Raw genomic sequence first — 14,983 nt, 5'->3', positions numbered from 1 at the left:
AAACGCTCTGGAACCTCACGCCTTTGCCGGCCGTAGCAGACCTGCGACGCCGGCAAAGGCCCGATCGATCACCGGCCAGAACAGCAGCACGATCGCCAATGTCGTGATGCTGCCGACGAGGCCGTTCGACCAGAACACCTTCATGTCGCCGCCGGAGCCGATCATCGAGAGCCGGAACGCGTCCTCGGCGCGGCTGCCGAGCACCAATGCCAGCGTGAACGGCGCAAGCGGAATGCCGATCTTCTTGAAGACATAGCCGACGACGCCGAAGCCCAGCATCAGCCAGATGTCGAACATCGCATTCTGGATCGCATAGGCGCCGATCGCGCAGGACACCACGATCATCGGCGCCACCGCCGCGAACGGCACGCGCAGGATCGAGGCGAAGATCGGCACGGTGGTCAGCACCAGCACGAGGCCGACGACATTGCCGAGGTACATCGAGGCGATCAGGCCCCAGACGAAATCCTTGTGCTCGACGAACAGCAGCGGGCCCGGGTTGAGGCCCCACACCATCAGGCCGCCGAGCAGGATCGCGGCAGTCCCTGAGCCTGGAATGCCGAGCGCAAGCATCGGCAGCAGCGCCGAGGTACCCGAGGCGTGGGCGGCGGTCTCCGGCGCGAACACGCCTTCGATGCGGCCCTTGCCAAAACTTTCCTGATCCTTGGAAAAGCGTTTTGCCAGATTGTAGCCCATGAATGAGGCCGCGATCGCGCCGCCCGGCGTAATGCCGAGCCAGCAACCGATCACCGAGGAGCGCAGCAGCGTCACCCAGTATTTCGGCAGGTCCTTCCACACCGACAGCACCACGCGCAGCGAGATGCCGGCGGCATGTCCGCGGAGCGCGAGGCGCTCCTCCATCGTCAGCAGGATCTCGCTGATGCCGAACAGGCCGATCACGGCGACGAGGAAGTTGATGCCGCGCAACAGCTCGGCCGAGCCGAAGGTCATGCGCAGCTGACCGGACACCGTGTCCATGCCGACGCCGGCGAGCAGCAACCCAAGCGACATCGAGATGACGGTCTTGTGCTTGGCTTCGCGGCCGAGGCCGACGAACGAGCAGAACGTCAGCAGATAGACCGCGAAGAATTCCGGCGGGCCGAACTTCAGCGCGAATGACGAGATCATCGGCGCCAGGAAGGTGATCAGCAGCACCGCGACCAGCGAACCGATGAACGACGAGGTGAACGCCGCGGTGAGCGCTTCGGCCGCCCGGCCCTGCTGCGCCATCGGATAGCCGTCGAAGGTGGTCGCGACCGACCAGGCTTCGCCGGGGATGTTGAACAGGATCGAGGTGATGGCACCGCCGAACAGCGCGCCCCAGTAGATGCACGACAGCATCACGATGGCCGATGTCGGGTCCATCGTGAAGGTCAGCGGCAGCAGGATCGCGACGCCGTTCGGGCCGCCGAGCCCCGGCAGCACGCCGACGAAGATGCCGAGCACGAGGCCGACCATCATCAACAGCAGCGTCTTCCACGTCAAAAGGACGGCGAAACCATGCAGCAGGAGACCGAAAGCTTCCATGTCTCGAGATCCTGTCGATCGCTCAGTACCCGAAGGCCGCTTCGAGCGGCCCCTTCGGCATGATGACGTCGAATGCGATGTCGAAGGTCACGAACATCGCGGCGGTGAAGATGAAGGCGGTCAGCAGCGACTTCCACAGCGCGATCTTGCCGACCAGGCGCATGAAGCCCGCGATCAGGAGAAAGCTCGCGACATAGAGGCCGAGATACTGGGTGGCGAGGCAGAACAGGAAGGTCGGCACGAACACCGCCATCACGCGGCGCAGCTGGGCGCGGGTGACAAAGGTCTCGGCAGCTTCCCGGCGCGACACGAAGGCGGCACCCAGCCCATAGAGGCTGGCGGCGCCGAGGATCACCGAAAGATAGAACGGAAAATAGCCCGGCTGCGGTCCGGTCGAATCCCACGAGGCGCCGGTGCGCCAATTGTCCCAGCCCAGCACCACTGCCAGCGCAAGCAACAGCAACGAGACGACGACATCGACGACGCCGGTGGAGACGACGGCCGGGGAATTCTCTTCAGGCGCGGTCGGATCGTCGACGACGATCTCAAGTTCGGTGTTGGACATGGACTGGACGGTCCGGGTTGCGAGGGCAACGATGGGGATAGCGCGCAGATGCAATCACCGTCAATGCAGCCTTCAGCTAACTGGATCGTTCGGGAAACGCGCTCGCAAGTGCAGCACGATTCGCATCGAGCACGCCGCGCTCGGTGATCAATCCCGACACCAGCCGCGCCGGCGTCACATCGAAGCCGAAATTGACGACGCCAGAGCCGTCCGGAACCACGCGCACGGTCTCGATCCGTCCGTCCGCCGTCCGCCCGGTCAGGTGCGTGACCTCGCTGGCCGCACGCTGCTCGATCGGAATTTGCCTGATGCCGTCATCGATACTAAAGTCGATGGTCGGCGACGGCAGCGCGACATAGAACGGCACGCCATTGTCGTGCGCCGCGAGCGCTTTCAGATAGGTGCCGATCTTGTTGCAGACGTCACCATTGGCGGCGACGCGGTCGGTGCCGACGATCGCGAGATCGACCATGCGATGCTGCATCAGATGGCCGCCGGTGTTGTCGGGGATCACGGTGTGCGGCACGCCGTGATGGCCGAGCTCCCAGGCGGTGAGCGAGGCACCCTGATTGCGCGGCCGCGTCTCGTCGACCCAGACATGGACCGGGATACCGCGATCATGCGCCTGGTAGATTGGTGACGTCGCCGTTCCCCAATCGACGGTTGCAAGCCAGCCGGCATTGCAATGCGTCAGCACGTTGACCGGCTCGCCCGGCTTCTTGGTCGCTGCGATTTGTTCGATCAGGCCGAGCCCATGGCGGCCGATCTCGCGGTTGATCTCGACATCCTCGTCGGCGATTGCGCGGGCGCGGGCATAGGCCGCATCCGCCCGCGCCGACATCGCGACCGGGGCGAGCGCGCGCTGCATCTCGTCGATTGCCCATTTCAGATTGATCGCGGTCGGCCGGGTCGCGGCCAGCATCTTGCCGGCGCGATCGAGCGCGGCGTCGGAAGCATCGGCGCGCATCGCCAGCGCCATGCCGTAGGCCGCGGTCGCGCCGATCAGCGGCGCGCCGCGGACCAGCATCGAGCTGATGGCCTCGCCGGCCTCGTCCGCCGTCGTGATCTTCGCAACGACGAATTCATGCGGCAACCGGCGCTGATCGATCGCGCCGACCGACCAGCCGTCGGGCTCGAGCCAGATGCTGCGGAAATGGCGCCCGTCGACCTTCATGACTGCAACACCCGTCCGGCGACCGCATCGAGCTTGGCAAGCAGCTGCGGATCGCGCGCCGTGGGCGCCGTGATCAGCGCGGTGTCCAGCGCGCGGTCCGAGCCGATCGGACAGGGCTCGTGGTCGCGCGGGAAATCCCGCGCCAGCCGCGCCACCAGCGCCTTGGCCTTCTCGGCGTTCGAATTCAGCACGCGGATGATGTCCTGCACCGTCACCGCATCATGCGCCGGATGCCAGCAGTCGAAATCGGTGACCATTGCCACGCTGGCGTAGCAGATCTCGGCCTCGCGGGCGAGCTTGGCTTCCGGCATGTTGGTCATGCCGATCACCGAATAGCCCTGCGCCTTGTAGGTCAGGCTCTCCGCAAGCGAGGAGAATTGCGGCCCTTCCATGCAGAGGTAGGTGCCGCCGCGCGCGAATGCGATGCGCTCGGCTTCGGCGGCGGCCGCGAGATGCTTCACCAGCAGCGGCGACACCGGATGCGCCATCGAGACATGCGCGACGCAGCCTCTGCCGAAGAACGAGCTCTCGCGCTTATGGGTGCGATCGACGAACTGGTCGACCAGCACGAAGGTGCCCGGCGGCAGTTCTTCCTTGAATGAGCCGCAGGCGGACAGCGCGACCAGGTCGGTGACCCCCGCCCGCTTCAGCACGTCGATATTGGCGCGATAATTGATGTCGGACGGCGACAGCGCGTGCCCCGGGCCGTGCCGCGGCAGGAACACGATCGGCAATCCGGCGATCTCGCCACGGCGCAGCGTCGCGGATGGTTCACCCCATGGGCTCGGGATCGGCTCGTCGCGGACATTTTCCAGGCCCGGCAAATCGTAGATGCCGGATCCGCCGATGATTCCGAGAACGGCCTTGGTCATGATCGCTCCTCACGCTCCCGCAACGGCGGCATCATGCGGCGCAATATCGATGGCGCAGCCGCGCGATGCAAGGCGTTTCCGGGCGGAAGGTAAAGCAACGAGGGATGCGCAGCGTACGTCGGGCCAGCGTCGCTGGCCATTTGCTCCGTCATTCCGGGGCGATGCGAAAGCATCGAACCCGGGATGACGGAAGGTTCACGGCCGCAACCTTACTTCGCGACGAAGCCCGCCGCGTTCATCAGCGAGGCATTCTGCTTGTCGTCATCCTCGAGGAATTCGACCATGTCCTTGCCGGTGAGGAAGATCGGCTTCAGCGCCTGCTTCTCCATGTAGTCCTTGTATTCCGGCGTCTGCGTCACCTTCTGGAACAGGTCGACATAGAACGCCTGCTGCTCCTGCGTGACCTTGCCCGGCAGGAACATCGCACGCAGCATCAGGTACTGCACGTCCAGCCCCTCTTCCTTGCAGGTCGGGATATCGTTCCAGGACTGCGTGTCGGTGACCTTGGTCTTGTAGGAGATCCGCTCCTTGTCGAACACGCAGAGCGCGCGGACCTGGCCGGCGCGCCAGACTTCGAGATTCTCGCTGGGATTGTTGACGTTGGATTCGGTGTGACCGCCGACCAGCTGGGTCGCAGCCTCACCGCCGGACTTGTACGGCAGATAGGAGAATTTCGCGCCGGTCTTCTGCTCCATGAACACGGTCAGCACGTGATCCTCGCGCTTGGAGCCGGTGCCGCCCATCTTGAAGGGCGCGCTTGCCGCCTTGGCAGCATCGATGAACTCCTTCACGGTCTTCGGACCCGCGGTGTTGTCCCACAGCACGAACTGGTCGAGCGCGATTACCGACACCGGCGTGAGGTCACGCCAGTTGAACGGAATCTTGGCCGACAGCGGCAGCATGTAGATCAGCGAATAGGCGATCAGCACCTTGTTGGGATCGCCTTCGCTCGACTTCATGTACATCAGCGCTTCCGCGCCCGACGCGCCGCCCTTCAGCGACACCACCATCGGCTGCTTCATCAGATTGTTCTTCTGGATCGCCGCCTGCATCATGCGCGCCATCTGGTCGGAGGCACCGCCGGCGCCGGCCGCAACCACGATCTCGACCGGCTTGCTCGGCTCCCAGCCGGCAAACGCCGGCGTGCTCAGCAAGAGGGCCGCGATTGCAGCCGTGGTTTTTACAATCTGTCCCACGTGTTTCTTCCCTATCTATTTGTTCGGCTTGGCAAAATCTGCGAAGCGGAGCGCGTGCATCATTGTGCCGAGAATGAGGGTGAGTTCAAGCCGCCGAACCGTCGCATGGCGTATGACTTTGGAATGAGGTGGGGTGCAACGTTGCGAGGAGCAGACCGGGTAGAGTGGGCAAAAGCGCGCCGCTTATCCGCTGTCGTCCCTGCAAAAGCAGGGACCCATAACCATAGGGCTGTGTTGTTGAAGCAAGCTGTGGCCCACAGCGCAGCAAACCAACCGGCATCGGTGGCTATGGGTCCCTGCTTTCGCAGGGACGACACCGAGTTTGCTGCGATGGATTCTGGGCTCGTGCTTCGCACGTCCTCAGGTGCGCAATTGCGCACCGGCGAATGGCGACGGAGAGCCCCGCGCGCCCAGAGCCTCTCGCAGCCGCTACTTGCCCTTGAAGTTCGGCGCGCGCTTGTTGAGGAAGGCGTCCATGCCTTCGCGGAAATCCTCGCTCATGTAGGCGCGCAGGATCAGGTCTTCGCCTTCCTCGCGCGACAGCGTGCGGCGGATGCGGCGCACCGCTTCCTTGGTCACCTCGAGCGTGATCGGCGCATGGCCGGCGACGAGCTTCGCGGTCTCGTTGGCGCGGCGCTGCAAGGTCTCCACATCGGGCACGACCTCGTTCAACAGCCCGAGGGCCAGCGCTTCCGGCGCCTCGACCAGCCGTGCCTTGAAGATCAGGTCCTTGGTCCGCGCCGGGCCGATCAGCGACACCAGCCGCGAGATGTTGGACATCGACAGGCAGTTGCCGAGCGTGCGTGCGATCGGGAAGCCGATCCGCGTCGCCTCGGTGCCGATGCGGATGTCGCAGCAGGCGGCGATGCCGGCGCCGCCGCCGGTGCAGGCGCCGGCGATGGCCGCGATCACCGGCACGCGGCACTGTTCGAGCGTGCCCAGCACGCGGTCAATCCGCGCCTCGTAGTCCAGCGCATCCTGCGCGGTCTTGAACGCCCGGAACTGGGAGATGTCGGTGCCGGAGGCGAACGCCTTGTCGCCGGCGCCGGTCATGATCAGCGCCTTGATCTGATGATCCTGATTGATGCTCTCGCAGATCGAAGCCATCTGCTCGTACATCGCAAAGGTCAGCGCATTGCGGGCCTGCGGCCGGTTGAACGTGATGCGCGCGATGCCGTCCTCGACGGAGTAGATCAGGTCTTCGGTCGGTGCCACGGGCGCGTTCATGTCTCGCTCTTTCTGTTGGTTACGATTTGATATTCAGGCGACCTTCGAGGCCTGCGCGACGTCGCGGCCCTTCAGGACCTCCATCGCCGCCAGCACGCCGCCGCCGCGATGCGGCACCTTGGCCAGATCAAGCCCCATCTCAACGCCGGACAGCGTGCCCATCAGCATCAGATCGTTGAAGTGACCGATATGGCCGATCCGGAACACCTTGCCCTTGACCTTGTTGAGGCCGGTGCCGAGCGACATGTCGAAATTATCCAGCACGACCTTGCGGAAGTGATCGGCGTCGTGGCCGTCAGGTACCCGCACGGCGGTCAGCGCCGGCGAATGCGCGCCCTGCTCCTGACACTGCGTTTCCAGACCCCAGACCTTGATCGCAGCGCGGGTCGCTTCGCTGTGGCGCTTGTGGCGGGCGAACACGTTCTCCAGCCCCTCCTCCTCCAGCATCTTGACGGCCTCGCGCAGGCCGAACAGCAAGTTGGTGGCGGGGGTGTACGGCCAGGTGCCGGCCTTGTTGATGTTGATGACCTCCTGCCAGTCCCAGTAGGAGCGCATGCCCGGATTCGCCCTGGCCACCGCCAGCGCCTTCTCCGATACGGCGTTGAAGCCGAGGCCGGGCGGCAGCATCAGCCCCTTCTGGGAGCCGGCGATCGAGACGTCGATGCCCCAGGCGTCGTGCTCGTATTCCAGCGAACCGAGACCGGAGATGGTGTCGACCATCAGCAGCGCCGGATGCTTCAGCGTGTCGAGGATCTTGCGCACGTCGCGCGGATAGGTGACGCAGGCGGTCGAGGTCTCATTATGGACCACGCAGACGGCCTTGATCTTGTGCGCCTTGTCGGCGGCGAGCCTGGCCTCGATCTGCTCGAGGTCGGCGCCGTGGCGCCAGTCGCCCGCAATGAAGTCGACGTCGAGCTTGAACTTGTCGGCAATGCCGTGCCACAGCACCGCGAACTGCCCGGTCTCGCACATCAAGACCTTGTCGCCCGGCTGCAGCGTGTTGACGATCGCGGCCTCCCAGGCGCCGGTCCCGGACGACGGGTAGATGATCACGGGCTGCTTGGTGCGGAACACGCGCTGCATCGCCGACATCACGGCGAAGCCGATCTCGGCGAATTCGGCGCCGCGATGGTCCATGGTCGGCATATCCATGGCCCGCAACACCCGGTCCGGCACGTTGGTCGGTCCCGGAATCTGCAGAAAATGCCTTCCAGTATGCACGGTCATGAGCGTCTTTCCCGGTCTTGCCTTGGTCTTGGTAAGCCGCTCGCATATCACTATTCGCCGGGTTTGTCCTAGGCCCGTCGGGAGGCCGTCATGCATATCTGACGGCCGGCAGCCCCTCATTCGGCGGCCACCACCTTGCCCGGCGCCACCAGTTCGCCGGTCTCCTCGAACGGCCGCTCGGGGTGCATCAGGAACGCCGAGAAGCCGCCGAGCAGCAACAGGCCCATCGACATCAGGAACGGCAGGTACCAGTTGCCGGTGGCGTCGATCACGAAGCCTGCAACCAGCGGCGAGACGATGGCCGCGAAGGCCGAGCCGGTGTTCATGAGCCCCGCGGCGGTGCCGGAATATTTCGGTGCGATGTCCATCGGGATCGACCACATCGGGCCGATCACCAGCTCGGCGCAGAAGAAGCCGGCCGACAGGCAGAGCGCGACCACCGTGATGTCGTGAACGAACAGGATCGGCATCAGCGACAGCAGTGCGCCGGCAAAGCCCACGATGGTTACGCTGAGCCGCGCCAGCCGCACGTTGCCGGTGCGTTCGAGGATGCGGTCGGAGATGACGCCGCCGATGCTGTCGCCGATCACCCCGGCAAAGAACACGCCGGATGCGAACAGCGCCGAGTTCTTCAGATCCAGGCTGTAGTTGTTCTTGAAGAACAGCGGCAGCCAGTTGAGGTAAAGCCACAGGCACCAGCCGTAGCAGAAATAGGTCAAGGTCACCGGCCACATCCGCTGCAGCAGCGGTCCCCATGGCACCTTCGGCCGCTCGCCTTTAGGCCGCGGCGGCAATGTCGCGAGCTCGGCTGCGGTGATCGCGCCGTGCTCCCGCGGCTCGTTGCGGAAGTACCAGACCCACACGATGCCCCAGATCAGACTGACGATGCCGAGCGCGACGAACGCGCCGCGCCAGGTCAGCCACAGGATCAGGAGCGCGACCACCGGCGGGGTGATGGCGTTGCCGAGCCGCGCGAACGAATGCGTCAAACCTTGTGCGAAGCCGCGCCGGTTGGCCGGCGTCCAGTACTGCATGGCGCGCGTCGCGGTCGGGAACGTCGCGCCTTCGCCGAACCCGAGCGCAAAGCGCGCGACGAACAGCGCGGCAAGACCATGGACGAAGCCCGTCATGATGGTCGCCGCCGCCCAGATCATGCCGCACCAGAACAAGGTCTGACGTGGTCCAAAGCGATCGCCGACCCAGCCGCCGATCACCTGGAACAGCAGATACGGATAGGCGAAAGCCGAGAACACCAGGCCGAGCTGGGTGTTGGAGAGACCCAGCTCCTTCTGGATGTCGCCGGCCGCAGTGCCGATGTTCACCCGGTCCACATAGGTGATGAAATACATCACGCAGAGCATGGCCAACACGACATGGGTGGCCTTGAACCGAAGCCTCATATCCCCTCCCCTCCGCGACTTTTTTGAGCTTGCTGACGCCGGCTGCCAAAGCATGATCCGGACAAGCGCGAGGCGGTTGTCCGAAGAGATCATGCTCAACAAGAGCTAGGTGCCGACCACCTTCAGATGCGACGCGTTGCGCTGATCGCGCTGCTCGAGAATCTTCATCGCGGCCTCGACACCGCCCGCGCGGTGCGGGACGCCGGCGATCGACAAGCCCATCTCGACGCCGGTGAGCGCGCCAAGCAAGGTCAGCTCGTTGCACTCGCCGAGGTGACCGATGCGGAACACCTTGCCGGCGACCTTGGACAGGCCAGAGCCGAGCGACATGTTGAAATTCTCGAGCACGACCTTGCGATACTGATCGGCGTCATGGCCGGGCGGCATCAACACCGCGGTCAGCACCGGCGAGAACTCCGAAGGCTCCTGGCACAGCACCTCGAGGCCCCATTGGTTGACGGCAGCCCGCGTCGCGGCGGCCAGCCGCTGGTGACGCGCGAACACCTTGTCGAGGCCTTCCTCCAGCAGCATCGCGATGGCTTCGCGCAACCCGTAGAGCAGGTTGGTCGCCGGCGTGTAGGGGAAGAAGCCCTTGGCGTTCGGCTTCAGCATCTCCTCCCAGTCGAAATAGGAGCGCGGCATCTTGTTGCTGCGCGACGCGGCGCGGGCCTTGTCCGAGATCGCGTTGAAGCCGAGGCCGGGCGGCAGCATGAAACCCTTCTGCGAGCAGCTGACGCTGACGTCGACCTTCCATTCGTCGTGCCGGTAATCGACCGAGCCGAGCGAGGAGATGGTGTCGACCATCAAAAGCGCCGGATGCGCGGTGCGGTCGATGGCGGCACGGATATCCGCGATCCGGCTGGTCGCGCCGGTCGAGGTCTCGTTGTGGACCACCATCACCGCCTTGATGCTGTGCGCAGTGTCATCGGCGAGTTTGGCTTCGATCCGGGCGGGGTCGGCGCCGCGGCGCCAGTCGCCGGGGAGGAAGTCGACCTCGATGCCGAACCGGCCGGCGAGCTGCCGCCACAGCGTGGCGAAGTGGCCGGTCTCGACCATCAGGACCTTGTCGCCAGGCGACAGCGTGTTGACGATCGCGGCTTCCCAGGTGCCCGTCCCGGACGACGGGAAGATCACCACCGGGCCTTTGGTCTGGAAGATCCTGGCGCTGCCCTCCAGCACCGTCCGGCCGAGCTCGCCGAATTCGGCGCTGCGGTGGTCGATGACCGGCATGTCCATCGCGCGGAGAATGCGATCGGGGACGGGGCTCGGCCCGGGAATCTGCAGAAAATGGCGCCCTTGATGCATGAGATCCTCCTAATCGCCGGAATTCGACCCTTCGGGAAGTCTTTTTGCATTCATTTTTTGTCTTTTCAATCGAATTTTGGTATTCGATTACGGAGATCGACGCGACCGCGCCGCCAAATTATTGTTCAGAATATGAAATCCGCGATTCCCGAGACCGGGGTTCCGATCACCCCGCCCACCGCCGGCAATGGCAGCGACCGCCAGGAGGCCTCACTGCACGGCGAGGTGCTGCTGCGGCTGCGCGACTACGTGGTGGAAGGCAACATCCCCGAGGGCGCCCGCGTTCCGGAACGGCAGCTCTGCGAAATGCTCGGGATCTCCAGGACCCCGCTGCGCGAGGCGCTCAAGGTGCTGGCCGCCGAGGGCCTGATCGAACTGCTGCCCAATCGCGGCGCACGGGTACGCCAGCTCAGCCAGCGCGACCTCGAGGAGCTGTTCGACGTGATGGCAGGGCTGGAGAGCCTCGCTGGACGGCTGGCCTGCGAGCTGATCACCGACGAGGAAATCGCCGCGATCGAGCGGCTGCACTACGAAATGTACGGCCACTACCTGCATCGCGACATGCACGGCTATTTCCAGATCAACCAGCAGATCCACGAGAGCATCGTCGCGGCGGCGCGCAACGGTACGCTGAAGACGACCTACGCCAACTTCGCCGGCCGGATCCGCCGGGTGCGCTATTCCGCCAATTTCGCCCGCAAGCGGCAGCGTTGGGGCGAGGCGATGCGCGAGCACGAGGCGATCCTCGATGCGCTACGCCGCCGCGCGGCGAGCGAGCTCAGCGATATCCTGTTCCAGCATCTTCGCAACAAGCGGTCCGCCGCGATCGATCACCTCGCCGAAGGTCAGGACGCCGACCTGGAAACGACGCCCCAGGGCGACTAGGGGTGAGCCTGGGGGAGCGCGACGAGATCGCAATCCTTGCCCATTCTGAATTCATAATATAATTCTCACGTCGAGAAAATGCATAATCCATGAGCAGGCACGCCCGCCACGCGCCGTGGATCACATCGGATCTGGGATGAAGAACGTCTCCTCGCTCGAACAGCGCCTGCGCTCCGAACTGACCGGCGACATTTTCTTCGACGCCTTCAACCGCGGCCGCTACGCGACCGACGCCTCGTTCTACCAGATCATGCCCGCCGGCGTGGTGGTGCCCCGCACCGTTGACGAGGCGCTGCGGACGCTGTCGATCGTCCGCGACGCCGGGCGGATCGTGACCCCGCGCGGCGGCGGCACCTCGCAATGCGGCCAGACCGTCAATGACGGCATCGTGGTCGATCTCTCCAAGCACCTGAACCGGATCGTCTCGCTCGACGTCGAGGCCCGCACCTGCGTGGTCGAGCCCGGCATCGTGCTCGATGACCTCAACCGCCAGCTGAAAAAGCACGGGCTGTGGTTTCCGGTCGACGTCTCCACAGCGTCGCGCGCCACGATCGGCGGCATGGCCGGCAACAATTCCTGCGGTGGCCGCTCGCTGCGCTACGGCACGATGCGCGACAACACGCTGTCGATGGACGCCGCGCTCGCCGACGGCACGCTGCTGCATTTCGGCGAGGTGCCGCGCGATCTGACGCGGATCAATGCGTCCGACAGCGGATTGAAGCTGTTTCGCGAGATGCTCGATCTCGGCGAGCGCGAGGCCGCCGAAATCGCGGACAAATTCCCCAAGGTGCAGCGCCGCGTCGGCGGCTATAACCTCGATGCGCTGGTGCCGCGCAACGCGCCGAACAACATGGCGCATCTGTTGGTCGGCTCCGAGGGGACGCTGGCCTTCACCACGCAGGTCGAGCTCAAGCTGTGGCCCGTGATCCGCAACAAGGCGCTCGGCGTCTGCCATTTCGGCAGCTTCTATGAAGCGATGGATGCAGCCCAGCATCTGGTCAAGCTGCGGCCCATTGCCGTCGAGCTGGTCGATCGCACCATGATCGCGCTGGGGCGCGAGATCGCGATGTTCCAGCCGATCATCTCGGCGGCCGTGCGCGGCGATCCCGACGCCATCCTGGTGGTCGAATTCGCGGAAGAGGATCAGGCCGACAATCTCGCCCGCCTGAAGCAGCTCGGCGAACTGATGGGCGACCTCGGCTTCGGCTGGGACAAGCCGCAGCGCAAATGGGGCGGCGTGGTCGAGATCGTCGAGCCCGCGCTGCAGACCGGCATCGCCGATTTCCGCGCCGCCGGCCTCAATGTCATGATGTCGATGAAGCAGGAAGGCAAGCCGGTCTCGTTCGTCGAGGACTGCGCGGTGCCGCTGCCGCATCTCGCCGACTACACCGAGCGGCTCAATGCCGTGTTCGCCAAGCACGGCACCCGCGGCACGATGTATGCGCACGCCTCCGAGGGCTGCCTCCATGTGCGCCCGGTGCTCAACCTCAAGCTTGAGAAGGACGTCAAGGCAATGCGCGCCATTGCCGAGGAAGCCTTCGCGATGGTGCGCGAATACAAGGGCTCGCATTCCGGCGAGCACGGCGACGGCCTGGTGCGCTCGGAATTCCACGAGACCATGTTCGGCGCGCGCATCGTCGCCGATTTCCGCGAGGTCAAGCAGCGCTTCGATCCGACCAACACGCTCAACCCGGGCAAGATCGTCGATCCGCCGAAAATGGACGACCGCTCGCTGTTCCGTTTCTCGCCGGACTATCGCGTCGGTGAAATGAAGACGGTGCTCGACTGGTCGGCGTATCCCGGCGCCGGCGGCGGCTTCCAGGGCGCCGTCGAGATGTGCAACAACAACGGCGCCTGCCGCAAGCTCGAAGGCGGCGTGATGTGTCCGTCCTATCGTGCGACCCGCAATGAAAAGGACGTCACCCGCGGCCGCGCCAACACGCTGCGGCTCGCGATCTCGGGCCAGCTCGGGCCCGATGCGCTCGCCTCCGACGCGATGGTGGAGACGCTGAAACTCTGCGTCTCCTGCAAGGCGTGCCGCCACGAATGCCCGACCGGCGTCGACATGGCCAAGATGAAGATCGAGGTGCTGGCGGCACGCGCCGCGACGCAAGGCCTGTCGCTGCGCGACCGGCTGGTCGGCTATCTGCCGCGCTATGTCGATCTCGCCTCGCGCCTTGCGCCGATCGCGAACTGGCGCAACCGCAGCCCGCTGCTGCGCGCGCTGTTCGAGAAAATCGCCGGCATCAGCGCCAAACGCGCGCTGCCGGAATTTCGCCGCGACACCTTCCGGCCCGATGCCGAGGTGCTCGGCCCGCCGGATGGCCGCGAAGTGGTGCTGTTCGCCGATACGTTCAACCGCGGCTATGAGCGGGAGAATCTCGACGCTGCACTCGAGGTGCTCGTTGCCGGCGGCTATCGCGTCCATCTGCCGAGACCATCGGATGGCGCCCGTCCGCCGTGCTGCGGGCGCACCTTCCTGTCGGCCGGACTGGTTGAGCAGGCCCGCGCCGAGCTCGGCCGGCTGGTTGCAACCTACGCACCGTTCGCGGCACGCGGCGTGCCGATCATCGGCCTGGAGCCGAGCTGCCTCTTGACGCTGCGCGACGAGCTGCTGTCGCTGCGATCGGATGGCGCCGCAAAGGCCGTCAGCGCGCACGCGCTGCTGTTCGAGGAATTCCTGGTGCGCGAGGCGGAAGCCGGGCGCCTCGCCCTGCCGCTCGGCGCGGTCGCGAGCAAGGCTGTCGTGCACGGCCACTGCCACCAAAAATCTTTCGGCGCGTTCAAGCCGGTGGAGAAGGTGCTGCGGCTGGTCCCGGGGCTCGAGGTCAAAACTATCGAGTCGAGTTGCTGCGGCATGGCCGGCGCGTTCGGCTATGGCGCCGATACCTACCAGGCCTCGATCGAGATGGCCGAGCTGTCGCTACTCCCTGCGGTGCGCGGCGCCGATCAGGACACGCTGATCGTGGCCGACGGCACCTCGTGCCGGCATCAGATCAAGGACGGCAGCGGCCGCACGCCGCTGCATGTCGCCAGCGTATTGGCGATGAGCCTGAAACGTGCGACATCGAAATCCGACCCATCATTGCCAACAAAGGAAGAGGCCCATGGCTGAGCTCACCCTCGACACCGCCCGCAAGATCCTGGATGCCGCGCTCGCCAAGGGTGTCGAGAAGAAGCTGAAGCCGCTGGTCGTCACCATCCTCGACGCGCGCGGTGCGGTAAAGGTGACGGCAGCCCAGGACGGCACCAGCCTGATGCGGGCCGAGATCGCCCATGGCAAGGCCTATGGCGCGCTGGCGCTCGGCATGGGATCGCGGGCGCTGTTCCAGCGCGCGCAGGAGCAGGCCTATTTCATCGATTCCGTGAACACGCTGGCGCAGGGCCGGCTGGTGCCGGTTCCCGGCGGCGTGCTGATCATGGACGGCACCGCCCTGCTCGGCGCCGTCGGCGTCAGTGGCGACACCTCCGACAATGACGAGATCTGTGCCCTCGCCGGCATCGAGGCCGCCGGCCTGAAGGCCAACGCGGGCTGATACGCGATCGGGCGAGCCGAGCGCAAAATTTTCGGAATATTAGAAACTTACCCCTGATTTGCCCGACGT

At 65.2% G+C, this 14,983-nt stretch carries 12 protein-coding genes; 3 read left to right on the top strand and 9 right to left on the bottom strand.

The window, feature by feature from the left end; translation table 11 throughout:
• Positions 1 to 15 precede the first annotated feature (15 nt).
• The 9 genes from ACVINW_RS24470 to ACVINW_RS24430 form a co-directional block, all read right to left on the bottom strand.
• On the bottom strand, positions 16 to 1,527 hold the full coding sequence (locus ACVINW_RS24470; RefSeq protein ID WP_456753663.1) for a tripartite tricarboxylate transporter permease: 1,512 nt from the start codon (positions 1,525 to 1,527) through the stop codon (positions 16 to 18).
• Between the two features lie 22 nt (positions 1,528 to 1,549).
• On the bottom strand, positions 1,550 to 2,092 hold the full coding sequence (locus ACVINW_RS24465; RefSeq protein ID WP_456753662.1) for a tripartite tricarboxylate transporter TctB family protein: 543 nt from the start codon (positions 2,090 to 2,092) through the stop codon (positions 1,550 to 1,552).
• A gap of 76 nt (positions 2,093 to 2,168) precedes the next feature.
• Positions 2,169 to 3,266 (bottom strand): S-methyl-5-thioribose-1-phosphate isomerase, encoded by a 1,098-nt coding sequence (mtnA, locus tag ACVINW_RS24460; RefSeq protein WP_456753661.1) that lies wholly within the window; start codon positions 3,264 to 3,266, stop codon positions 2,169 to 2,171.
• Positions 3,263 to 4,138 carry an S-methyl-5'-thioadenosine phosphorylase gene (locus ACVINW_RS24455; RefSeq protein ID WP_456753660.1) on the bottom strand — a complete coding sequence of 292 codons (876 nt, stop codon included), beginning with the start codon at positions 4,136 to 4,138 and terminating at the stop codon, positions 3,263 to 3,265. Before ACVINW_RS24455 ends, mtnA begins: the two co-directional genes overlap by 4 nt.
• Positions 4,139 to 4,347: 209 nt before the next feature.
• A complete protein-coding gene (locus ACVINW_RS24450) occupies positions 4,348 to 5,325 on the bottom strand; it encodes a Bug family tripartite tricarboxylate transporter substrate binding protein (RefSeq protein WP_456756490.1) in 978 nt (325 codons plus the stop codon).
• 438 nt (positions 5,326 to 5,763) lie between these two features.
• A complete protein-coding gene (locus ACVINW_RS24445) occupies positions 5,764 to 6,561 on the bottom strand; it encodes an enoyl-CoA hydratase/isomerase family protein (RefSeq protein ID WP_456753659.1) in 798 nt (265 codons plus the stop codon).
• A 33-nt stretch (positions 6,562 to 6,594) separates the two neighbouring features.
• The gene (locus ACVINW_RS24440; protein WP_456753658.1) at positions 6,595 to 7,788 is read right to left on the bottom strand and encodes a pyridoxal-phosphate-dependent aminotransferase family protein; all 1,194 of its coding nucleotides are present in this window, start codon (positions 7,786 to 7,788) and stop codon (positions 6,595 to 6,597) included.
• A gap of 116 nt (positions 7,789 to 7,904) precedes the next feature.
• Positions 7,905 to 9,188 (bottom strand): MFS transporter, encoded by a 1,284-nt coding sequence (locus ACVINW_RS24435; protein WP_456753657.1) that lies wholly within the window; start codon positions 9,186 to 9,188, stop codon positions 7,905 to 7,907.
• A 105-nt stretch (positions 9,189 to 9,293) separates the two neighbouring features.
• Entirely contained in the window at positions 9,294 to 10,493 is a 1,200-nt protein-coding gene (locus ACVINW_RS24430) for a pyridoxal-phosphate-dependent aminotransferase family protein (RefSeq protein WP_456753656.1), read from the bottom strand.
• A 132-nt stretch (positions 10,494 to 10,625) separates the two neighbouring features.
• On the opposite strand from ACVINW_RS24430, the gene ACVINW_RS24425 reads away from it, so the two are divergent.
• From ACVINW_RS24425 to ACVINW_RS24415, 3 genes are all read left to right on the top strand, one after another.
• Entirely contained in the window at positions 10,626 to 11,378 is a 753-nt protein-coding gene (locus ACVINW_RS24425; RefSeq protein ID WP_456756489.1) for a GntR family transcriptional regulator, read from the top strand.
• Between the two features lie 136 nt (positions 11,379 to 11,514).
• Positions 11,515 to 14,493: an FAD-binding and (Fe-S)-binding domain-containing protein gene (locus tag ACVINW_RS24420; protein ID WP_456753655.1), complete on the top strand. Its 2,979-nt coding sequence runs from the start codon at positions 11,515 to 11,517 to the stop codon at positions 14,491 to 14,493.
• Complete coding sequence (locus ACVINW_RS24415) at positions 14,486 to 14,914, top strand: GlcG/HbpS family heme-binding protein (RefSeq protein WP_456753654.1); 429 nt, start codon at positions 14,486 to 14,488, stop codon at positions 14,912 to 14,914. Before ACVINW_RS24420 ends, ACVINW_RS24415 begins: the two co-directional genes overlap by 8 nt.
• Positions 14,915 to 14,983 lie beyond the last annotated feature (69 nt).

Source organism: Bradyrhizobium sp. USDA 4461, from assembly GCF_054055655.1.
This window is presented reverse-complemented; position numbering and strand designations above follow the sequence as displayed.